Annotated in this window: 20 protein-coding genes; 10 read left to right on the plus strand and 10 right to left on the minus strand. The window is 73.7% G+C overall.

Annotation, left to right across the window (positions count from 1 at the left end; translation table 11 throughout):
- Positions 1-31: 31 nt before the first annotated feature.
- The 5 genes from ACIRBX_RS02650 to ACIRBX_RS02670 all read right to left on the minus strand — a co-directional run bounded on the left by ACIRBX_RS02650 (position 32) and on the right by ACIRBX_RS02670 (position 4,293).
- Entirely contained in the window at positions 32-817 is a 786-nt protein-coding gene (locus ACIRBX_RS02650; protein ID WP_402293884.1) for a spermidine synthase, read from the minus strand.
- Positions 818-906: 89 nt separating this feature from the next.
- The gene (locus tag ACIRBX_RS02655) at positions 907-1,875 is read right to left on the minus strand and encodes an alpha/beta hydrolase (RefSeq protein ID WP_402293313.1); all 969 of its coding nucleotides are present in this window, start codon (positions 1,873-1,875) and stop codon (positions 907-909) included.
- A 24-nt stretch (positions 1,876-1,899) separates the two neighbouring features.
- On the minus strand, positions 1,900-3,018 hold the full coding sequence (locus tag ACIRBX_RS02660; protein ID WP_402293314.1) for an AI-2E family transporter: 1,119 nt from the start codon (positions 3,016-3,018) through the stop codon (positions 1,900-1,902).
- A gap of 154 nt (positions 3,019-3,172) precedes the next feature.
- The gene (locus ACIRBX_RS02665; protein ID WP_402293315.1) at positions 3,173-3,883 is read right to left on the minus strand and encodes a glycerophosphodiester phosphodiesterase; all 711 of its coding nucleotides are present in this window, start codon (positions 3,881-3,883) and stop codon (positions 3,173-3,175) included.
- Positions 3,883-4,293 (minus strand): molybdopterin-binding protein, encoded by a 411-nt coding sequence (locus tag ACIRBX_RS02670; protein WP_402293316.1) that lies wholly within the window; start codon positions 4,291-4,293, stop codon positions 3,883-3,885. Before ACIRBX_RS02670 ends, ACIRBX_RS02665 begins: the two co-directional genes overlap by 1 nt.
- 155 nt (positions 4,294-4,448) lie before the next feature.
- Between ACIRBX_RS02670 and ACIRBX_RS02675 the strand changes: the two genes are divergently transcribed.
- Positions 4,449-4,643, plus strand: coding sequence for a hypothetical protein (locus ACIRBX_RS02675; protein WP_402293317.1), 195 nt, complete (start codon positions 4,449-4,451; stop codon positions 4,641-4,643).
- A 158-nt stretch (positions 4,644-4,801) separates the two neighbouring features.
- Here the strand turns inward: ACIRBX_RS02675 and ACIRBX_RS02680 are convergent, their stop codons facing one another.
- Entirely contained in the window at positions 4,802-5,980 is a 1,179-nt protein-coding gene (locus tag ACIRBX_RS02680) for an ROK family transcriptional regulator (protein ID WP_402293318.1), read from the minus strand.
- Positions 5,981-6,205: 225 nt separating this feature from the next.
- On the opposite strand from ACIRBX_RS02680, the gene ACIRBX_RS02685 reads away from it, so the two are divergent.
- Positions 6,206-7,411: an MFS transporter gene (locus ACIRBX_RS02685; RefSeq protein WP_402293319.1), complete on the plus strand. Its 1,206-nt coding sequence runs from the start codon at positions 6,206-6,208 to the stop codon at positions 7,409-7,411.
- 129 nt (positions 7,412-7,540) lie between these two features.
- Here the strand turns inward: ACIRBX_RS02685 and ACIRBX_RS02690 are convergent, their stop codons facing one another.
- Positions 7,541-8,116 carry an O-methyltransferase gene (locus ACIRBX_RS02690; protein WP_402293320.1) on the minus strand — a complete coding sequence of 192 codons (576 nt, stop codon included), beginning with the start codon at positions 8,114-8,116 and terminating at the stop codon, positions 7,541-7,543.
- Between the two features lie 61 nt (positions 8,117-8,177).
- Complete coding sequence (locus ACIRBX_RS02695) at positions 8,178-8,372, minus strand: hypothetical protein (protein ID WP_402293321.1); 195 nt, start codon at positions 8,370-8,372, stop codon at positions 8,178-8,180.
- 149 nt (positions 8,373-8,521) lie between these two features.
- On the opposite strand from ACIRBX_RS02695, the gene ACIRBX_RS02700 reads away from it, so the two are divergent.
- The 4 genes from ACIRBX_RS02700 (at position 8,522) to ACIRBX_RS02715 (ending at position 11,271) form a co-directional block, all read left to right on the plus strand.
- The gene (locus ACIRBX_RS02700; protein WP_402293322.1) at positions 8,522-9,382 is read left to right on the plus strand and encodes a Scr1 family TA system antitoxin-like transcriptional regulator; all 861 of its coding nucleotides are present in this window, start codon (positions 8,522-8,524) and stop codon (positions 9,380-9,382) included.
- The gene (locus tag ACIRBX_RS02705) at positions 9,351-9,566 is read left to right on the plus strand and encodes a DUF397 domain-containing protein (RefSeq protein ID WP_402293323.1); all 216 of its coding nucleotides are present in this window, start codon (positions 9,351-9,353) and stop codon (positions 9,564-9,566) included. Before ACIRBX_RS02700 ends, ACIRBX_RS02705 begins: the two co-directional genes overlap by 32 nt.
- Positions 9,567-9,658: 92 nt before the next feature.
- The gene (locus ACIRBX_RS02710; protein ID WP_402293324.1) at positions 9,659-10,645 is read left to right on the plus strand and encodes a deoxyribonuclease IV; all 987 of its coding nucleotides are present in this window, start codon (positions 9,659-9,661) and stop codon (positions 10,643-10,645) included.
- Positions 10,646-10,716: 71 nt separating this feature from the next.
- Positions 10,717-11,271 (plus strand): EF-hand domain-containing protein, encoded by a 555-nt coding sequence (locus ACIRBX_RS02715; protein WP_402293325.1) that lies wholly within the window; start codon positions 10,717-10,719, stop codon positions 11,269-11,271.
- A 58-nt stretch (positions 11,272-11,329) separates the two neighbouring features.
- Here ACIRBX_RS02715 and ACIRBX_RS02720 read toward each other — a convergent pair whose 3' ends face one another.
- Positions 11,330-12,244, minus strand: a complete 915-nt coding sequence (locus ACIRBX_RS02720) for a hypothetical protein (protein ID WP_402293326.1) — start codon at positions 12,242-12,244, stop codon at positions 11,330-11,332.
- A complete protein-coding gene (locus ACIRBX_RS02725) occupies positions 12,241-13,665 on the minus strand; it encodes a cytochrome P450 (protein ID WP_402293327.1) in 1,425 nt (474 codons plus the stop codon). The genes ACIRBX_RS02720 and ACIRBX_RS02725 overlap by 4 nt, the downstream gene beginning before the upstream one ends.
- A gap of 395 nt (positions 13,666-14,060) precedes the next feature.
- Between ACIRBX_RS02725 and ACIRBX_RS02730 the strand changes: the two genes are divergently transcribed.
- From ACIRBX_RS02730 to ACIRBX_RS02745, 4 genes are all read left to right on the plus strand, one after another.
- Positions 14,061-15,239, plus strand: coding sequence for an aminotransferase class V-fold PLP-dependent enzyme (locus ACIRBX_RS02730; RefSeq protein ID WP_402293328.1), 1,179 nt, complete (start codon positions 14,061-14,063; stop codon positions 15,237-15,239).
- Between the two features lie 90 nt (positions 15,240-15,329).
- Entirely contained in the window at positions 15,330-16,019 is a 690-nt protein-coding gene (locus ACIRBX_RS02735; RefSeq protein ID WP_402293329.1) for a TVP38/TMEM64 family protein, read from the plus strand.
- 154 nt (positions 16,020-16,173) lie between these two features.
- The gene (locus tag ACIRBX_RS02740; protein WP_402293330.1) at positions 16,174-18,798 is read left to right on the plus strand and encodes a CHAT domain-containing protein; all 2,625 of its coding nucleotides are present in this window, start codon (positions 16,174-16,176) and stop codon (positions 18,796-18,798) included.
- Positions 18,795-19,178 carry a hypothetical protein gene (locus ACIRBX_RS02745; RefSeq protein ID WP_402293331.1) on the plus strand — a complete coding sequence of 128 codons (384 nt, stop codon included), beginning with the start codon at positions 18,795-18,797 and terminating at the stop codon, positions 19,176-19,178. Before ACIRBX_RS02740 ends, ACIRBX_RS02745 begins: the two co-directional genes overlap by 4 nt.
- Positions 19,179-19,523 lie beyond the last annotated feature (345 nt).

Genomic DNA, 19,523 nt, shown 5'->3' on the forward strand with positions numbered 1-19,523 from the left:
CTTGCCGGGAGCATCCCACCTCGCGCCGGGGTCAGCCCACGCTGAAGGCACCCTCCGGCGGCGGCGGGGAGTCGGTGGCCTCGGCGTCGGTGACCGGGGCGGTGCGGCCGGCCAGCTTCGCCGTCTCCTCCTCCGGGCAGAGCCGGGCCGGGAAGACGTCGGCGGCCAGACGGCGGGTCAGCTCGGCCTCGGGGAGCGGACGGTCGGAGCCGAGCAGCAGCACGTTCCCGTAGCGCCGGCCGCGCAGTACCGCGGGTTCGGCGGCCAGGCAGACGTGCGGGAAGACCGCGCGCAGGGTGGCCGCCTGGGCCTTGGCGAAGGCCAGCGGCGGGCCGTCGGCGAGGTTGGCCGCGTAGCAGCCGCCGGGGGCGAGCGCGGCGGCCGCCAGCCGGACGAACTCCACCGAGGTGAGCCGCGCGGGGGTGCGGGAGCCGTGGAAGACGTCGGCCACCACCACCTCCGCACCGCCGGCCGGTGCGGCGGTCAGGGCCTCCCGGGCATCGCCGACGGTGACCTCGATGCCGGACGGCCAGGGCAGCTGACTGCCGATCAGCTCCACCAGCAGGCCGTCCACCTCCACCACCCGCTGCACCGAGCCGGGCCGGGTGGCGGCCAGGTAGCGCGGCAGGGTGAGCGCCCCGCCGCCCAGGTGCAGGGCGGTCAGCGGCTGCCCGGCCGGGGCGATCACGTCCAGCAGGTGGGCGATCCGCCGGGTGTACTCGAACTCCAGGTGCCCGGGGTCGGCCAGGTCGACGTACGACTGCGGGGTGCCGTCCAGGGTGAGCAGCCAGCCCGCGTCGTGGTCCAGGTCCGGCATCAGCTTGGCCCGGCCGAGGTCGGTGACCCGCTCGACCGGCAGCCGGTCCTCCGGCGCCACGGCCGGACGGTCCTGCGGTGCCACCGGGCTCACGCCTCCACCGGCAGCTGCGGCAGGTAGGCGGTCAGCCAGCGGTCCAGCTCGGCGAACACCCGGGCGCGGGCCGCCTCGCCGGAGAGCACCAGGTCGTGCATGCCGTCCGGGATCCGCACGGTGGTGACGTGCCGTCCGAGCCTGGGCGCCAGCGAGGCGATGTCGTCGGCGCGCAGCACGGCGTCGCTGCGGTGCAGCCGGGGGTCCCAGCGGGAGGTGGTGATGGAGGCGGTGGAGGCCATCAGCAGGACGGGGCAGTCCACCTGGAGGCCGGCCCGGACGGCCCGGTGGCCGCGCTGGATGGCGGCCAGCCAGCCGGCGTAGAGCGGGAAGCCCTCGGCGGGCTTGAGGGTGAGGTCGAACTCCCAGCTGCCCCGGTGGTCGCGGTGCAGGCTGTGCACGTAGTGCGGGTTGAGCGCACTGGGCAGTTTGCGGGTGGCGGCGGCCCGGCCGACCGCGTCGATCAGCGGGGCACCCAGGGTGCGGACGGCGGGGGCGGCCGGCATGGAGAGGAAGGGGCTGTTCAGGAACAGCCCGTCCACCAGGCCCCGCCCGGCCCGGCGGGAGGCCCACAGGGCGGTGATCAGGCCACCGGTGGAGTGCCCGTTGACCAGCAGCCGGTCGTGGCCGTCGAGCGTGCGGATGACCCGGACCGCCTCGTCCAGCTCCTCGTCGTAGGCGGCCAGGTCGGTGATGAAGTTCGGTGACTGGTGCGGGCGCAGCGAGCGGCCGTACTTGCGCAGGTCGAGGGCGTAGAAGGAGTACCCGAGCTCGGCGAAGTGGTCGGCCAGGTGGGTCTGGAAGAAGTAGTCGACGTACCCGTGCACGTACAGCACCGCCCGCCGGGAGCCGGGGACCAGGCGCCGGACCAGGGTCGCGCTGACCGGGCCCTCCGCGTCGGCGGTCAACGGCAGCTCGGCCGCCTCGTACGGTGCACCCAGCAGGGTGTCGGTCCGGAACTCCACGGGGTACCCACTCCTGATCGGCCGTCAGTCTACGGATGCGACCTTAGCGCCCCGGTGGGGCCGGCCCGCGGAGCCCCGGAGCACCGACACGATGCCGAGCCCGGCGGCGCAGACCGGCACGGCGAGCAGGGCGCCGAGGATGCCGGCGATCCCGGAGCCGGCCACCACGGCGATCATGATGGTGGCCGGGTGCAGCTCGACGGTGCGGCTCTGGATGATCGGCTGGAGCACGTTGCCCTCGATCATCTGGACCGCGAGCACCACGCCCAGGGTCCAGATCGCGGTGCCCAGGCCGCCGTCGGCGAGCGCGACCAGCACGGCCACCGTGCCGGAGAGGAAGGCGCCGACGAACGGGATGTAGGCGCCCATGAAGACCAGGGCGCCCAGGCCCGGGGCGCCGGGGACGCCGAGGATCAGCAGGCCGATGGTGATGAAGGTGGCGTCGATCAGGGCGATCAGGGTGGTGCCCCGCATGAAGCCGGCCATCGCGCTGAACGCCTGCTGCCCGCAGGAGATCACCAGCGCGGCCTGACGCTCCGGCAGCAGGCCGCGCACCGCGTCCGGGGTGCGGTGCCCGTCCCGGAGGAAGAAGAAGACCAGGGCCAGGGCCAGCACCCCGCCGGTGACCAGCTGGGTGAGCACGCCGATGCCGGAGAGCACGCCGTTGGCCAGCTGCCCCACCACGGTGGACCCGGTGCCGGCCGCCGAGGAGATGCCGGACTGGATCTTCTCGCCGGTGGGGCCGAGCCAGTCGGCGATCCGCTGGCCGGTCTCGCGCAGCGAGGAGGCGATCTGCGGGGCGCTGTGCACCAGGGAGTTGGTGAGCAGGGTGAGCACCGCCGCGACCGCCAGCACCAGCACCGCGCAGGTGAGGGCGGCGGCCAGGCCGCGCTTGACGCCGCGTCGGACCAGCCAGGGCATCACGGGGTAGAGCAGCGCGGTGGCGAGCAGCGAGAGGATCACCGGGATGGTGGCGGCGCGCAGCGCAACCAGGGCGTAGACCACCAGGGTGGCGACGGTGATGAACAGCACCACCGCCACCGACCAGGCAGCGGCCGACCGGACAGTCGGCGGGAGCATCAGGTACGGCGGCCGGTGGTCCTCGGGCGGCCCCTGCGCCTCGGTGCCGGGCTCCACTGCCATGCCGCCGCCTCCCGTCACCCGTGCCGGATCACCCGTCCGGTCCGGGTCGGTCCAGCACGCTCATCCGATCCGTCCATCTGATCACAGGATCTGACGGAATGTCCGGTTTGGTGAGGCGGTTCGGGGGCAGGCGTCCTCCGTGGCGGCCGGTGCGCTACCGGGTGCCGTCCACGACCCGGCGTAGCAGCCCGATGCGGTTGCTGGTCACGGAGGCCACTCCCAGGGCGAGCAGCCGGGTCATGGTGCGGCGGCGGTCGGCGGTCCAGGTGCTGACGGCCAGTCCGCTGTCGGCCGCCGCCCGGACGAAGGCGTCGTCCAGCAGGCCGAACGGCGGATTGAGGTAGCGCGGGCGCAGGTCCGTCAGCAGGGCGGCGGGCGGCTGCTGCGGGAGCTTCCAGGTCAGCGCCAGCTCGGCGTCCGGGTCCAGCGAGCGGACGGCCAGCATCGCACCGGCCGGGCCGCACCAGCCGACCGCGTGCCCGGCGCCGAGCTCGCGGACCACCGCGTGCGCGGCGGCGGCCGGCCCCGGCTCGTCCAGGTCGAGCAGCAGCCTGGCCTCCGGGTGGGCGGCGGCGGTCTTCAGCGCCTCGGCCAGCGTCGGCACCCGCAGGCCGGGCCGGCCCACCTCCTCCTCCAGCCGGGCCAGGGTGAGCGAGCCGACCGCGCGCTGGTCGTCCCAGAGCCGGCGCAGCGTCAGGTCGTGCAGCAGTACCGGGACGCCGTCCCGGGTGAGCTGAACGTCCACCTCCACCGCGTCGGCCCCGGCGGCGAAGGCCGACTCGACCGAGGGCAGGGTGTTCTCCCGGTGGCGGTACGGGTCGCCGCGGTGGGCGACCGCGAGCACCCGGGGGCGCGGGCCGGCCATCAGCCGCGCTCCACCACGACGTTGGTGGACTTGATCACGGCGGTGGCCCGGGCCCCGGGCACCAGCCGGAGCTCCTCGGCCGACTCCCGGCTGATCAGCGAGACCACCCGGAACGGCCCGGCCTGGATCTCCACCTGGGCGGCCACGTCACCGAGCAGCACGTCCGTCACGATGCCGGGGAAGCGGTTCCGCGCGGAGGACGGCCGGCCCTCCTTCTCGGCGTTCTCCGGCTTGGCCAACTCCCGGGCGAAGGCCGCCAGTTCGGCGCCGCCGATGATCCGGTGGCCGTGCTCGTCGCGCTCGGCGGCCAGCCGCCCGGCGTCCACCCAGCGGCGCACCGTGTCGGTGCTGACGCCGAGCAGCGAGGCGGCCTCGCCGATGCGGTAGGGGTGGACCGGCCGGTCGGCCATGCGGGGCTCCTGGGGCGAGGGGGGCTGTACCCGGCTCATCCTGCCGCATCCGGCGCGGCGTCAGGTAACGGCAGGTCAGGGTTTTACCGGCCGTAAACTGGACAGAACGGACAGCAGAGTCCACCGAGCGCACCGACCCGCAGGAGCAGCACAGCATGGCACCCGAGCCCGTCCCGTTCGCCTTCATAGCCGAGGCGGAGCGCTACCAGAGCAACGTCGCCCCGCCGGAGCCCGAGCCGCGCTCGGCCCGCCGGGTGCTGGGCGGGGTGCTGGTGACGGTCGTGGTGCTGGCCGGCCTGCTCGCGGCCGTCGCCCTCGGGATGCCCGCGCTGCGCTCCCCCGCCGCCTGACCCGGGGTCAGGGACCCGGCCCCGGCCCGCCCGCTGCGCCGGCCACTGCCCCGACCACGGCAGGCCACCCCGACCCACCCAGGGCCCGGACCACTCGAAGCCCGGACCGCCCGGGATTCGAACCACTCAGGGCCCGGACCACTCAGGGCCCGGACCGCTCAGGGCTCGCCGAAGAAGTCCCGCCGGACCGCGTCACCGGCCGTCAGCACCGCACCCGCGAGCACCGCACCGCCGCCCGCCGTCCCCGCCCGCACCTCGGTGTTGAACGGGCAGAGCCCGGCCAACCGGCGCTCCACCAGGGCGGCCAGCTCCGCTCCGCCGGCCCGGCCGAGCTCCCCGCCGAGCACCACGCAGCCCGGGTCGAGCACCACGCAGACCGCCGCCACCCCGACCGCGATCCGCTCGGCCAGCTCCGCCAGGAAGGCGCTCTCGCCCGTCTCGATCGCGGCCCGTAGCACCCCCTCGGCCTGCTCGACCGGGCCGCCGGGCGGCACCGCAAGGCCGTGTTCCCGGGCCAGCTCGCAGACCGCGCGGCTGCTCACCATGGAGTCGAAACCGCCGTCGCAGCCGTCGGCCGTCGGCAGGCCGCCAGTGCCCGGCACCGGCAGGAAGCCGATCTCCCCGGTGCCGCCGGAGGCACCCCGGCGCAGCCGACCGCCGAGCACCACCGAGGCGCCGGTGCCGTGGCCCAGCCAGAACAGCACGAAGTCCTCCCGCCCCTGGGCCGCGCCGATCCGGTGCTCGGCGATCCCGGCCAGGTTGACCTCGTTCTCCAGCAGCACCTCGGTCTCCGGCTCGGCCCGCAGCCCGGCGAGCAACTCGGCGTGCCAGCGCGGCAGCTGCCCGGAGTTGTGCAGCTCCCCGGTGGCCGGGTCGACCACCCCGGGGGCGCCGACCGCGACGGTGTGCAGCCGCCGGACCCCGGCCCCGGCGCACGCCTCGGCCAGCGCGCGCAGGCTGCGGCCGGTCAGGTCCTCGCCGTGCTCGGGCCCGGCCGGCACCTCGGCGGTGGCCACCGTACGGCCCGTCAGATCGGCCACCACCAGCGAGACCCCGGTGGCCCGGACGTCGATCCCGGCCAGGTGGGCCCGGTCGGCGACCAGGGCGTAGAGGCGGGCGTTCGGCCCGCGCCGCTGCTCGCCGCTCTCGCCGACCACGGTGACCAGGCCGGCGCGCTGGAGCCGCTCCAGCAGATCGGCGACGGTCGGCCTGGACAGGCCGGTGAGGCCGCGCAACTCGGTGGCGGTGAGCGGCCCTTGGGCCAGCAGCAGGTCGAGCGCCAGACGGTCGTTGATGGCGCGGGCGGTGCTCGGCGTGGCCGTGCGCGCGATGGTCATGGGAAGGCATCCTTCCAGAGCTATCTATCAGGGTCCCTGCCTGATAGCTTATCGCCCTGCCGGCACCGTTCCGCCCACCGGGCGGAGCGGTCCGCCACCGGCTCCTGCCGCCCCGTCCCCGCCAGGCTCCCCCCGGCCGGGGGCGGGCCGGGGGAAGCCGGGGCGGACCGCCGTGCCCGGCCGTCGATCCGTCCGCCCGAAGGGGGAAGTCCCACCATGGAGAGCATGGAGACCGTGGAGTCCAGTCAGCAGGTCCGCCGAGCCAGGATCCGGATAGCCCTGGTCTTCGCCGTGCACGGCGCCGTCGCCGGCAGCTTCGTCACCCGGATCCCCTGGCTCCAGCAGCACCTCGGCCTGAGCCCCGGTCAGCTCGGCCTGGCCCTGGTCGCCCCGGCGGTCGGCGCCTCGCTGGCGATGCCGCTGGCCGGCCGGATCGTGCACCGCTACGGCGCGCTGGCCGCCGTCCGGTGGCTGCTGGTGCTCTGGTGCCTCTCGCTGGCGCTGCCCGCCCTGGCCGGGAACCTGCCGCTGCTCACCCTGGCCCTGCTGGTCTACGGCGCCACCTCCGGGATGTCGGACGTGGCAATGAACGCCCAGGGCGTGGAGGTGGAGCAGCGGTACGGACGCTCCATCATGTCCGGCCTGCACGGCATGTGGAGCGCGGGCGGGCTGCTGGCCTCCGGCTTCGGCGTGCTCGCGGCCCACCAGCAGTTCGACGCCCGCCTCCAACTGGCCCTCACCGCAGGGGTGCTGGCACTGGCCGGGTACGCGGTCTGCGGCGGGCTGCTGGACGTCCGGCCCGAGCCGGAGGCCGAGGCGCCGCCGCGCTTCGCCCTGCCGCCGCGCTCGGCGCTGGCGATCGGCCTGGTCGGCTTCTGCGCGGTCTTCGCCGAGGGGGCCTCGATGGACTGGAGCGGTGTCTACCTGCGCGACGTGGCCGGCGCCTCGCCGAGCGTGGCCGCCGCCTGCTACTCCGCCTTCGCCGCGACCATGACGGTGGCCCGGCTGCTCGGCGACCTGGCCGTACAGCGCCTCGGCGCGGTCCGCGCGGTCCGGCTCGGCGGCTCGCTGGCCACCGCCGGCGGCCTGCTGGTGATCGCCACCGACTCGGCGGCGGCGGCCATCCCGGGCTTCGCGCTGATCGGCATCGGCATCGCGGTGGTCGTCCCGCTCGCCTTCGCGGCGGCCGGACGCAGCGGCGGCGACCCGAGCCGGTCGATCGCGGGCGTCGCCACCATCACCTACACCTCGGGCCTGGTCGCCCCGGCGATCGTCGGCGGGATCGCCCAGGCCACCTCGTTGACCGTCTCCTTCACCGTGGTCACCGCGCTCACCGCCGCCATGGTGCTCGGCGCCGGCGCGCTGCGGCAGGACCGCCGGCCCGGGCAGGCGGTCGCGGGCGCCGTACCCGAGGACGCCCGGGCACACTGAGCCCACCGAACGCGGGTCGGCCCCTCCCGGATGCAGCCGGGAGGGGCCGACGTCTGAGGGGCCGCCCCATCGGGGGCGACCGGGGTGGCCGGCCGCTGACGCCGGGTCAGCGGCAGGTCGACGGCCGGGTCAGCGGCGGACCGCGAGCAGCAGTCCGCTCGCCCAGTCGAGCCGGACGGAGCGGAAGTCGGGACGCGCCGCCAGCTCCGCGAGCAGCGCGTCCACCGCCCGCTGGTGCCCGTCCGGCCAGCCCGCCTGCGGCAGCAGGTCGTCGATCAGGTAGCAGCCGCCCGGCGCGACCAGCGCCAGGGCCCGGTCGAGGTGGGTGAACTTGCCGGGCCAGGTGTCCGCGAAGACCAGGTCGAACAGCGGCCCCCGGTAGTCCGTCAGCCAGGCACCGCCGTCGGCCGTCACGAAGGACACCCGGCCGTCCTCAGCGAACTGCCCGCGGGCCACCGCCTGGAGCGCTCCGTCCAGCTCCACCGTCACCAGCGACGCCTTCTCGTCCATGCCCTCCAGCAGCCAGGCGGTGCCTTCCCCGACCCCGGTGCCGAGCTCCAGCAGCCGCCCGCCGGGGCGGGCCGCGGCCAGCGCCGCGAGCAGGGCCCCGGTGCGCGCCTCGCACGACATGGTGAACCCGGCGCGGTCGGCCGCCTCGTGCAACGCGGCCAGCGCTGCGGGCAGTTCTCTCGGTTCGTCGTCCATCCGCCGATGATCACCGCTCGCGGGAGCCGGCACAAGGGCTCGCGGCCCGAGGAGGCAGCCCCTAGGGAAGCCGGCGGTCCAGCCGCAGGCGCTCGCCGTCGCCCGCCCGGATCGGGCAGTCCGGCATCGGACACCCGCACTCGCCGAAGGACAGTGCGGCGCCCGAGACGTACTCGGCCCGGTCGAAGTCGCGGCGGCTGCCGTACTCCCCCCGGACCTGCACCCGCTCGGCCACCCGCTCCGTCAACTCACCCATCGCCGACCTCCGTTGTCGCGCACTGCCTCGTTGTCCTGCCGACCGTGAAGTCGATCGACTAGCTTGGTAACAGGATCGACACGGAGAGCTACCGAGGCCAGGGGTGACGGTCCAACAACTGATCCGACAGACCGGGGGAACGTCCACAGATGCCCAGCCCGCGTGAGCTCGACCCGTCCGAATCCATGCTGGCGCTCTTCGGTTCGGAGCTGCGCGACCACCGCACCAAGGCCAGGCTCAGCCAGGAGGGCCTGGGCGACCTGCTCGGCTACACCGGCTCGCTGATCGGCCAGATCGAGACCGGCCGCCGCACCCCCACCCGGGAGTTCGCCGAACGGGTGGACGCCACCCTCGACGCGGCCGGCATCTTCTCGAAGCTCTGGCCGCACGTGACCCGGGGCCAGTTCCCGAGCTTCTTCAAGTCCTACGCCGAACTCGAACCCCGGGCCTGCCAGATGCTGGAGTACGGCGGCGACCTGATCCCCGGACTCGGTCAGACCGAGCCGTACATGCGTGCAGTATTCGAAGCCGGATTGCCCTTGGCCCGACCGGAACTGATCGAAGAGAAGGTCGCCGCGCGCCTCGGACGACAACAACTGCTCACCGGTCCAACGCGTCCGCTGTTGTGGTGGCTTCTTTCGGAAAATGCCATTCGCCGACCGGTGGGAGGTTTTGACACGATGGCCGATCAGTTGGCGAAGCTCCTTACCCTGGTCCGGTCAAGAATGGTGGTGATCCAGGTACTGGAGACGTCTCGTGGGGCGCATGCGTTGCTGGAAGGTTCGATGACGCTAATGTCCTTCACCGACGGCACCCCCGACACGGGGTACGTCGAAGCGCCGCACACCGGTGTCCTGGTCGAAAACCCGGACCGGGTGAGGGAGTTGAGACTCTCCTACGACCTCGCCCGGGCAGACGCACTGTCGCCGGAGGCGTCGCTGAACCTCGTTGAAAAGGTAGCTAAGGAGCACCAACACCATGCTGACGAACAGCGAGCTGAACCGAGCTGACTGGCAGTCGTCGAGCTACAGCGGGGCGTCCGGCGGCAACTGCGTGCAGCCGGCCCTCAACCTCTCCGCTGCGCACGGCCTCGTCCCGGTCCGCGACTCCAAGGACCCGCAGGGTCCGCACCTGGAGTTCGGTACCGCCGCTTGGGCCGCGTTCGCCACCTGGGCCGCGAGCTTCGAGGTCTGATCCAGACCCTCGCCCCACCCCCGCCCCCACACCGTCCCGCCCCCTGAGCACCGGCCGTCGATCCGGACGGCGGCCCGGCTACTCTCGGGGCCATGAACCACGCCGCCCCGCCCGCCCGCACCGTCCCCCGCAACCCCATCGGCGCCCACGTACCGGTGGCCGGTCGCGGGCTGGTCGGCACCGGGCTGGCGTACGCGGAACGGGTCGGCGCCGAAGCCGTTCAGGTCTTCGTCGCCAACCCGCGCGGCTGGGCCACGCCCGAGGGCGACCCGGCCCGTGACGAGCAGTTCCGGGCGGCGTGCGCGGAGTCCGGCATCCCGGCCTACGTGCACGCGCCCTACCTGATCAACTTCGGCTCGGACAGCACCGCGACCCGGGAGCGCTCGGCCGACTCCCTGCGCCACTCACTGAGCCGGGGCCACCGGATCGGTGCCCTCGGCGTGGTGGTGCACACCGGCTCCGCCGTCGGGCGGTCGGCCGACGGCGGCTCCCGGTACGCGGCGGCCATGCGCCAGGTGCGCGAGGACGTCCGGCCGCTGCTGGACGAGCTGGACGCCCTCGGCGAGGACGCGCCCCGGCTGCTGCTGGAGCCCACCGCCGGACAGGGCAGCTCGCTCTGCTCCCGGATGGAGGACCTGGCCGCCTACGTCGAGGCCCTGGACCACCACCCCCTGGTCGGGGTCTGCCTGGACACCTGCCACGCCTTCGCCGCCGGGCACGACCTGGCCGACCCCGAGGGCGTCACGAAGACCCTGGACGCGCTCACCGCCGCGGCCGGCCCCGGCCGCCTGCGCCTGGTGCACGCCAACGACTCGATGGACGTGGTCGGCGCCCGGAAGGACCGCCACCAGAACATCGGCGCCGGACACATCGGCTCGGCCGCCTTCGCGGCCCTGCTCGCCCACCCCGCCACCGAGGGCGTCCCGTTCGTGATCGAGACCCCGGACGGGCGCCACGACCCGGACCGGGTGGAGGGCGCTCGGCACGCCGCCGACATCGCCCTGCTCAAATCCCTGCGGTCCACGAGTCCCCTCGAACAGAACCAGTCTGACGATCCGTCAAACCACTCCATGGAGTGAGACTCGGCCCCCACCGCCGGGGTAGGTCCCGGGCGACCGACGGCCCGGAGGGGCCGGGGAGGGGAACCCGAATGACCACGCGCACCGTGCTCGACCAGAAGCTCGACCGTTCGTTCGACATGCTCGACACCGACCAGGACGGGCACATCCGCGAAGAGGACCTGATCTCACTGGCCTCGCGGCTCAGCTCCGCCTTCGACAGCCACTCGCTCAGCGTGGTGGCCCGCCTGGAGGGCGCCTTCGCCGCGCTCTGGGACATCGACCTCATCCCGATGGACACCGCCCACAAGGGCTCCATCGACCGGGAGGAGTGGCGGGCCGGCGTCCGCAAGGCGGTCGCCACCGACCGGTCCGGCTTCCTCGGCCGGATGAACACCATGCTCCGGGCCTGGCTGGAGCTCTGCGACACCGATGACGACGGCTGGCTGAACCGCGAGCAGTTCATCACCATGTACGGCCGCACCCTCGGCCTGCGGCAGGAGAAGCTGGAGGTGGCCTTCACCATGCTGGACACCGACGGCGACGGCGCGATCAGCCTCAACCAGGTCTGCCACGCCGTCGAGGAGTACTACACCAGCGAGGAACCGGACACCCCGGGGAACTGGCTGTTCGGCCCGCTCCGCTGACGCCCCGCCGGCGGCGCCGCACCGTGCATGTGAGCACCACGGCGCGGCGCCGCACCCGTCAGACCTGGTGACGGTAGCGGCGGCTGGCGCTCGTCCAGGCGTAGACACCGTCCACCAGCTGCCTGGTCCCCTCCAGGTACCAGCGGGCACCCGGGTGACGGAGCGCCAGGCCGCAGCGCAGCAGCTCGCTCTCGGCCCGCAGCCCCGCCGTCCGGTCCGCCACCACCCGGCGGGCCAGCTCCCGGCTGAGGCCGAACTCCCGGCGCAGCAGGGTGACGGTGTTGAACCCGCTGCCCTGGGTCTCCTCCCGCTCCAGCGAGAACAGGTCGTTGATCAGCGTCGCGGCGTCGGCGGTGTGCGCGCGCAGCCGGCGCCAGTCGGCCCGCAGGCAGAGCCGGCGCGGCAGCTCGCGGCCGGCCACCCGCTCCAGCAGGTTCATGAACGGGTAGAGGCAGCTGGCGTGCCGGCGCAGCAGCACCGCCGACAGGCCGCCCGGCAGGGTGCCCCGGCTGCGGTGCTCGGTCTCGGTGACGAAGGTGCGCAGGCAGTCCGCCCAGTCCCGGGCCGCCCGGCGGCGCCAGCGCGCGCTGCGCCCCAGGCACTGCCGGTGCCAGAGCTCGGCCCAGGCCCCGAGCAGGGCGTCCCCCCGGTCGGCCGGGGGCACCAGCGGGCCGCCGGGGCGGCCGGCGGTCCGGGTGACACCGACCAGCCGGGCGGTGAACTCGGCGGCGCTGGACGGGTGCCGGCCGATCGGGCCGTCGAAGTGGTCGTCCAGCAGGGTGAACCAGCCGAGCACGTCCAGCAGCAGCCGCCGCTCGGGCGCCGGCGCGGCCGGGTAGCTGAGGTCGATCAACTCCGGGAGTCCGTAGGCCCGGTAGCGCTCCAGGCCGTGGCGGCGCAGCAGGCCGTGCATGAGCAGCCAGTCCTGGTGCCGCAGGTCCTCGTGCTGCCGGGCGTCCAGCGCGGAGTTCACCGGTATCCCGCCGGGGACGTGGCCTGGGCCGGTTCCTCGAAGGCCGCCTTCTCCGCCGCCGGGGCGGGCACCGGCGTGGCCGTCCGGCCCCGGGCCGGACGGACCGTCAGCCGCTCGGGCTTCAGGCGGACCCCGTGGGCCTGCACGGTCGTCCACACCACCTCGCGCGGGGCGGCCCCGGCCACCGGCCGCAGCCGCCAGCTGCGCAGCAGGGTGACGGCGACCACCGCGAGCTCCATCCAGGCGAACGCCTCGCCGATGCAGCGGTGCTTGCCGGCGCCGAACGGGAGGAAGGCGTGCCGCTCGGTGGGGAGCGGCCGGTCCGGGTCGAAGAGCAGCGGGTCGGTGTACCGGGCCGGGTCGCGGTGCAGGGCGGTGAGGCTGTACAGCAGTTCGGCCCCGGCCGGGACGGCGTAGGGGCCGAGCCGGACGGGGGCGGCGGCGGTGCGCATCAGGAAGGCGTTCGGGGCGTGCAGCCGCAGCACCTCGCGCAGGACGCGGCGCAGGTAGGGCAGCCGTTCGATCGCCTCGACGGTCAGCTCCTCGTCCGGGCCGAGCTCCCGGTCGAGTTCGGCGAGCAGCTCGCGGTGCACCCCGGGGTGGTCGAGCAGCTCCTGGCAGAGCCAGGTGAGGGTGGTGGAGACGGTCTCGGTGCCGGCCCCGAACATGGTGATCGCCTCGGCCCGGACGGCGTGCTCGGCCAGCGGCCGGCCGGTGGCCGGGTCGGTGACGGTGCGCAGCAGGGCCAGCAGCGGGCCGGCCTCCTCCAGGCCGGGGGTGCGGACGGCCTGGTCCACCACCCGGTTGAGCACCCGGACGGCGGCGGCGAACCGGCGGTTGACCGGGAGCGGGAGCCGGGCCAGGGAGGGGTGGGGCCAGAGCGACTGCAGGATCTGACCCTTCACCAGCTCCGGCAGCGCGCGGTGGAACGCCTCGGTGTGCACGGGGCGCAGCCGGGCGCCGAACAGGGTGCCGGTGACGATCTCCAGGGCGAGGTGGTTCATCTCCCGGGCCACGTCGACCGGGCGGCCCGGCTGCCAGCGGCCGATCCGCTCCCGGGCCAGCCGCTCCACCAGCGGGAGGTACCCGGCCACCCGCTCGGCGGTGAAGGCGGGCTGGAGCGAGCGGCGGCGGTCCCGGTGCGCGGTGCCCTCGCTCATCAGCAGTCCGTCGCCGAAGGCGTCCCTGAGGGTCTGCTGCACGGCGCCGCGCGGACAGGACTTGGCCAGCGGGGCGAGCAGGGTGTGCACCAGGGCCGGGCTGGTCACCACGTGCACGGTGCGCGGTCCGAGGCCGATCCGCACCACCTCGCCGACCCGGGCGAGCGAGCCGAGGAAGCCGAGCGGGTCACGGAGCAGGGCCGGGGCGTGGCCGAGTCCGGGGAGTCTCCCCGGTGCGAAGGGGACGGGTGGCACGGACATGCGGATCGCCTCGCTCTCGGGAAGGTCTGGCAGGTCGGGCAGCCCGGGACGGGCTGCTTCGGGGGGACGGCCGCCACTCTCCGCCCGAGGGAGAATTCGGCACAAATCACCCACCACCCGAAGAGATGACCGCCGCACCCGTGACCTCTCCGCTCCCTCCTCCACCGCCACCCCGCGCCACCCCCGCCCGGCGCGCGGCAGGCGCACGCCCCCGCCCCAACGGAGCAGCCGGACCGTGGAAGAGCTGACCATAGGTCACCGGCTCGGCCCACCGGGGCCTTTCACCCGTCCGCCCACCGCACTGACTCCATCCGGACTCCCCCCGGCGCTCCGGACCTGCGATCGTGGTGGCGGCACGCCCGCCTGATGTCACCCACCGGAGAGGCCGTACGGACATGGACATCGAGACGCTCCGCCGCGACACCCCCGGCTGCGCCCACCGGGCCCACCTCAACAACGCCGGGGCCGCCCTGATGTCCCGTCAGACCCTGGCGGCCGTCACCTCCCACCTCGAACTGGAGGCCACCATCGGCGGCTACGAGGCGGCGGCGGCCGCCCAGGAGGGGATCGAGCACGTCTACGACGCGCTGGCCCGCCTGGTGGGCGCCGACCGCGACGAGATCGCCGTGATCGAGAACGCCACCCGGGCCTGGGACATGGCCTTCTACGGCCTGCGGTTCGAGCCCGGCGACCGCATCCTGACCGCCCGCTCCGAGTACGCCTCCAACGCGATCGCCTACCTGCAGACCGCCCGGCGGTACGGGGTGAGCGTGGAGACCGTGCCGGACGACGAGCACGGGCAGCTCTCGGTGGAGGCGCTGCGCTCGATGCTGGACGAGCGGGTCCGCCTGATCGCGGTCACCCACGTGCCCACCCAGAGCGGACTGGTCAACCCGGCCGCCGAGATCGGCAAGGTGGCCCGGGAGGCCGGCGTCACCTATCTGCTGGACGCCTGCCAGTCGGTCGGCCAGCTCCCGGTGGACGTCGCCGAGATCGGCTGCGACCTGCTCACCGCGACCGGCCGCAAGTTCCTCCGGGGACCGCGCGGGACGGGCTTCCTGTACGCCTCCCGCCGGCTGACGGAGCGTCTGGAGCCGCCCTTCCTCGACCTGCACTCGGCCACCTGGACCGGCCCGGACAGCTACCGGGTCCGCCCCGACGCCCGCCGCTTCGAGACTTGGGAGACCTTCTACGCCGGCAAGATCGGCCTCGGCGTGGCGGTGGACACCGCCCTCGACCTCGGCCTCGACGCCGTCGAGGCCCGCGTCACCGCGCTGGCCGCCCGGCTCCGCGACGGGCTGCGTTCGCTGCCCGGCGTCCACGTCCACGACCGGGGCCTGCGGCTGTCCGGCATCGTCAGCTTCACCGTGGACGGCCACGAGCCCGCCGATCTGGCCGAGCTGCTCCGCTCCCGGGAGGTCAACGTCTCGGTCTCCCACGCCACCAGTGCCCAGTGGGACCTCGGGTCGCGCGGCCTGCCCTCGGTGGTCCGGGCCTCCGTCCACTACTACAACACCGAGGCCGAGCTCTCCCGCCTGCTCGACGCCCTCCCGGCCGCCCTCCCCGCCGGGTAGGCGCCGCCGGTGGACCACCCGCTCCGGCCCGGCGGCAGGGCCGCGGCACCCTCGCCCCGGACTCGCCCCGGAGCGGGTTAGGCTCACCGGGTGACCGCCCTCGCACGTATGGCCCGCTCCCCCCGGCTGCGCTCCCCGTGGCTGCGGCTCGGCGCTCTGCTCGCCGTGCTCGCGGCCGGCGCCGGCTCGCTGCTGCTCTGGAGCCCGACCGAGCTGCTGGAGCGCGGCATCCCCACCCCGCTCTTCCTGGTGGTCTACGCCCTCGCCACGGTCGCCTTCGTGCCCAAGCCCGCCCTGAACGCCGCGGCCGGCCTCTTCCTCGGCGTGGCCCTGGGCATCCCGGTCGCCCTCGCCGCCACCACCCTCGGCGCACTGCTCGCCTTCACCCTCGGCCGCACCCTCGGCCGGGACGCCGTCCGCCCGCTGCTGCGCGGCCGGGTGCTCACCACCCTGGACCGCCACCTCACCGAACGCGGCTTCCGCTCCGTCCTGCTGCTCCGCCTGATCCCCGGCGTCCCCTTCCAGGCCGCCAACTACGGCGCCGCCTTCTCCGGCGTCCGCACCCTCCCCTTCACCGCCGCCACCGCCCTCGGCTCCCTCCCCGCCACCGCCGCCTACGTCATCGCCGGCGCCACCGCCTCCGAGCCCGGCTCCCCCGCCTTCCTGATCTCCGCCGCCGTGATCGCCCTGCTCTGCGTCGGCAGCCTCTACTCCCTCTGGCACACCTCCCGCCGGGCCCGGGCGGCCGCGCCGGTGCCGAGCCGGGCCGACGCCGCCTGACGCACCGGTACCAACGGGCCGGGCGAACCTACCCGAAAGCCCCTCCACCAACGCCCGCCGTGTGTAGGTTGGTCGAGGCCGAGCCGATGCCCCGCTCGGCCCATACCGGTCGCGACGATCCGGTCGGTCCCTTCTCACCGAAGGAGCGGACAGGTTGCAGGGTGGTCCGTTCTACGATCTACTGCCTCGTCAGCATCTCGCCCAGGACGTGCTTCCCGCACTGTCCTTCGACGCCCAGGTCTACTTCCACTGCGACGGCTGCGGGATGTACCTGCGGTCGAATCCCGCCCACGGCGCGGTTCCTGACGCACTCCACCGGCCGACGCGATGCCCCAGCTGCGGCACCGCCGCCCTGGAGCCGACACTCTTCGTCTTCCGCGTCCAGTTGTCCTGCGACGACTGCAACCACCAGTACGGGACCCTCACCACGAGGTTCTTCTTCACACCCACGTGCCCGAAGTGCGCATCGGAGCGTGCCACCCAGTTGTCGGCGCAGCCGCACACCGACCTGCCCCGGGCCGTCCTGGACCTGCGGGACGCGCGGCCGTTGGAATCACGCGCATGGGGACTCAACGCGGGCGCCGACGAGAAGACCCTGAGCCAGGAGCTACGAGCACTGTTGTCAACGGAGCCGTCCCCCGACGCGATCCGGCAACTCGTGCCCGCCGCGCTCTTCGCCGGACGCCTCGCCACCTGGAACCACTACGACTGCGACATCTGGCGTCTACGCAACCTCGAAGGCATCCTGCTCCATCAGTTCTACCGGCGCACCGGGGTCGTCCACGCGGGGCTGCTCGCCTTCCACACCCTCGCCGGGTTGTCCGAAGGGGTGGACGCGCCCACGGACCTGAGCGCCCTGGGAATGGTCGCGCAGAACGCGGCGGCCGCCGGCTTCAGCCTCCTCAACAACGCCCACGTCGCTGTCCCGACCGAGGACCCGGAGGAGATCCGAACACGATCGCTTCGCCTAGCCGGACACGCGTTGACCTCCATCGGCGCGGACCGTTCCCTCCCTCCCGAGGTCCAGTCCGTGGAGATCGCACGGATCAACTACCTCCTGGGCGACATCACCCGCAAGCCGACCACCGGTCCCGACCGGTTGCGCGGGGCGGTCCGGTACTTCGACCTGGCCCTGGCGGAGCCAGCGATCTCCGAGCCCCTGCGCGCCGACATCACGGAGTCGCGCACCAGCGCCCTGGGCCAGCTGCGCCTCTTCGCCCCCGACGGCCCCCCGCCGGGCCGCTGGGAGATCGACTACAGCAGGACGGACTGGGCGACGCTCCCCAACCATGACCGGTGCATCTGGTTACACCGGGCGGCGATCCAACTCGAGGCGGACGGGCATGACTTGGCGGCCGAGGAGGCACTGCGCCAAGCTGCGGACCTCGCATCGACCGAGCTCCGGACCACACCGGACAGCCTGCTGATCCCCACCGTCCGCCACTACCACCGGTACTTCGACGAACTGGCCCGGCTGAACGTCCGGCTCGGGAGCCCGCTGACCGCGATGGAAGCCGTCGAGGAGGCACGGGCCCTGGTCGTCCTCCGGCACGGAACGCCCTCCCACGAGGCCAAGCGGCAGTTCGCCAAGGCATCCCTCACCAGGATCTTGACGGACCTGCTGACAAACCCGCCCGAGCCGCCGCGATTCAGTGGCTTTCGAGCCACGAACACGTCGGAGCAGCGGCCCGCTCCCCTCACCGAGGCCGCGCTCCGGGACCTGACGGACTCGGGCTGGCCGTCGGACACCGCCTTCTGCTCCTTCGTGTTCGCCTCCAATACGGCGAGTGTGGTCGTCGCCGTCCCGGTCGGTGACCGTTGGCAGGTCAAGGGCGCACAGTGGCCGGTGGATGTCACAGCGCTGTTCGAGGGCTCTTCCATCGGCGATCTGGCGCACGCGGCCCGATTCCGCAGCCGGCGGATGGCCACGTACTGCGCCAAGGCGTCGCCGATTCTCCTCAAAGGCCTGGTGCCCCTGCTGAGGGACTCGGGCGTGCACCGCGTCGCGATCTCAGCCCCGGGTACTTTGAGCCAGATCCCCTTCGAAGCGCTGGAGTTCGACGGCATTCCGTTCGGAGAGGAGTTCGAGGTCTTCCTGATCCCGTCGCTCCGTTCGGCCGCCGCGATGGCACGTCGGCGCACCACCATGCCGGGCCCGGGCCGCGTGCTGGTCTCAGGCTACCGAGGTTCCGATCTCCCCGAATCCTCCGTCGAGTCCGAAGAGATCACGGCAATGTGGGGAGACCGGGCTGATCTGCTCGATCAGGAGATCCGGCAGAAGGGCAACCTGCTGGACACCATCTCGGCGGACTCGTACGCACTCCTGCACTTCGCCTGCCACGGCTCGTTCGACCCGAGCGACGAGAGCAGGTCAGCCCTCCATTTCGGCGCGGCCGGCGATGGGCGTCCGCTGGTGCTCGAGGCAGGTGAGCTCGCGGGCCGGTCCCTGCCCCGGTCTCCGGTAGTCGTTCTGTCGGCCTGTCAGTCCGCACTCACCTCCTGGCACCTCAGCGGTGACTGCATCGGCCTGACCGGAGCCCTCCTACGCATGGGTGCGCGGGGTGTGGTCGGCAGCAGGTGGACGGTGTTCGACGACTCGGCCCGCGTGTTCATGCATCACCTGCACACGGCGATCCGAGCAGGTTCGAGCCCCCAGCAGGCCGTGGCAACGACCCAACGGGCGATGCGACTCACCCACGCCATCGACGACTGGGCAGCCTTCTCCTACCTGGGGCTGCCCGACCTGGTGGAACCGACGAGAAGGAACGACCGACGATGACCGACATCGAACTCGAGATCAGCCTCACCGGCGAGGACGCCGACCTGCAGGCCCTCATCCAGAAAGTCCTGGAGGAGGACCCCGCCATCACCGTCGGCAGGGTCCGTACGGTCCGGGCCCTGGATCCGCTCACCATCTTCGAAATCGCCGGAGCGGTGATCGGGCTGACCGACGGACTCCTCAGCCTGCGTGAGCGGGTGAAGGCCCACCTGGCCGCCCGCAGCGCCGACCGCGCCGCAGCAGCCGCAGTCATCGAGGTGGCGAACGCGGAAGACCAGCCTGTCGAGCTCCTCGATGCGACCGATGGTGAGATCCGTTCCGTCGTCTCCCGGCCGACCCCGGAAGGCGGTGGCCCCACTGCGGCGGCCGAGGGCGCCTGACCGAAGATCGGTCCGGTGCGGCGGCCACCACCTTGGCCGCCGCACCGGGGCGGGGCACACCGTCCACCGCGACGCAGATCCCGAAGACCCGGTCGTGGCCGGTCCAACCGTTCACCCGGCCACGGTTGTTGCTGATCTGCACGCGCCTGCGGGGCCCGTCCACGGCGGACACCAGGTGCAGGTACACGGTGCCGGCCACCCGGGCCGGCACGACGTCGCCGACCTCCAGTCTCGCCGGGTCGACCGGGGCGACGGTCACCGACTGCCGACTCCGGATCAACGGCACCATCGAATCCCCGCTCGGCCGGAACTCCACCGAGGCCCCACCGGCCACCCTCGCCGCCA

The sequence above is a fragment of the Kitasatospora sp. NPDC096147 genome (assembly GCF_044763225.1).
In the GTDB taxonomy this organism is placed as follows: domain Bacteria; phylum Actinomycetota; class Actinomycetes; order Streptomycetales; family Streptomycetaceae; genus Kitasatospora.

Excerpts from the sequence above, each read along its gene's own strand:
- ACIRBX_RS02650 (WP_402293884.1), bottom strand. The coding sequence starts at position 817 with ATGCCGGACCTGGACCACGACGCGGGCTGGCTGCTCACCCTGGACGGC.
- ACIRBX_RS02660 (WP_402293314.1), bottom strand. The coding sequence starts at position 3,018 with ATGGCAGTGGAGCCCGGCACCGAGGCGCAGGGGCCGCCCGAGGACCAC.
- ACIRBX_RS02665 (WP_402293315.1), bottom strand. The coding sequence starts at position 3,883 with ATGGCCGGCCCGCGCCCCCGGGTGCTCGCGGTCGCCCACCGCGGCGAC.
- ACIRBX_RS02670 (WP_402293316.1), bottom strand. The coding sequence starts at position 4,293 with ATGGCCGACCGGCCGGTCCACCCCTACCGCATCGGCGAGGCCGCCTCG.
- ACIRBX_RS02675 (WP_402293317.1), top strand. The coding sequence starts at position 4,449 with ATGGCACCCGAGCCCGTCCCGTTCGCCTTCATAGCCGAGGCGGAGCGC.
- ACIRBX_RS02680 (WP_402293318.1), bottom strand. The coding sequence starts at position 5,980 with ATGACCATCGCGCGCACGGCCACGCCGAGCACCGCCCGCGCCATCAAC.
- ACIRBX_RS02685 (WP_402293319.1), top strand. The coding sequence starts at position 6,206 with ATGGAGACCGTGGAGTCCAGTCAGCAGGTCCGCCGAGCCAGGATCCGG.
- ACIRBX_RS02690 (WP_402293320.1), bottom strand. The coding sequence starts at position 8,116 with ATGGACGACGAACCGAGAGAACTGCCCGCAGCGCTGGCCGCGTTGCAC.
- ACIRBX_RS02695 (WP_402293321.1), bottom strand. The coding sequence starts at position 8,372 with ATGGGTGAGTTGACGGAGCGGGTGGCCGAGCGGGTGCAGGTCCGGGGG.
- ACIRBX_RS02700 (WP_402293322.1), top strand. The coding sequence starts at position 8,522 with ATGCCCAGCCCGCGTGAGCTCGACCCGTCCGAATCCATGCTGGCGCTC.
- ACIRBX_RS02705 (WP_402293323.1), top strand. The coding sequence starts at position 9,351 with ATGCTGACGAACAGCGAGCTGAACCGAGCTGACTGGCAGTCGTCGAGC.
- ACIRBX_RS02710 (WP_402293324.1), top strand. The coding sequence starts at position 9,659 with ATGAACCACGCCGCCCCGCCCGCCCGCACCGTCCCCCGCAACCCCATC.
- ACIRBX_RS02715 (WP_402293325.1), top strand. The coding sequence starts at position 10,717 with ATGACCACGCGCACCGTGCTCGACCAGAAGCTCGACCGTTCGTTCGAC.
- ACIRBX_RS02725 (WP_402293327.1), bottom strand. The coding sequence starts at position 13,665 with ATGTCCGTGCCACCCGTCCCCTTCGCACCGGGGAGACTCCCCGGACTC.
- ACIRBX_RS02730 (WP_402293328.1), top strand. The coding sequence starts at position 14,061 with ATGGACATCGAGACGCTCCGCCGCGACACCCCCGGCTGCGCCCACCGG.
- ACIRBX_RS02745 (WP_402293331.1), top strand. The coding sequence starts at position 18,795 with ATGACCGACATCGAACTCGAGATCAGCCTCACCGGCGAGGACGCCGAC.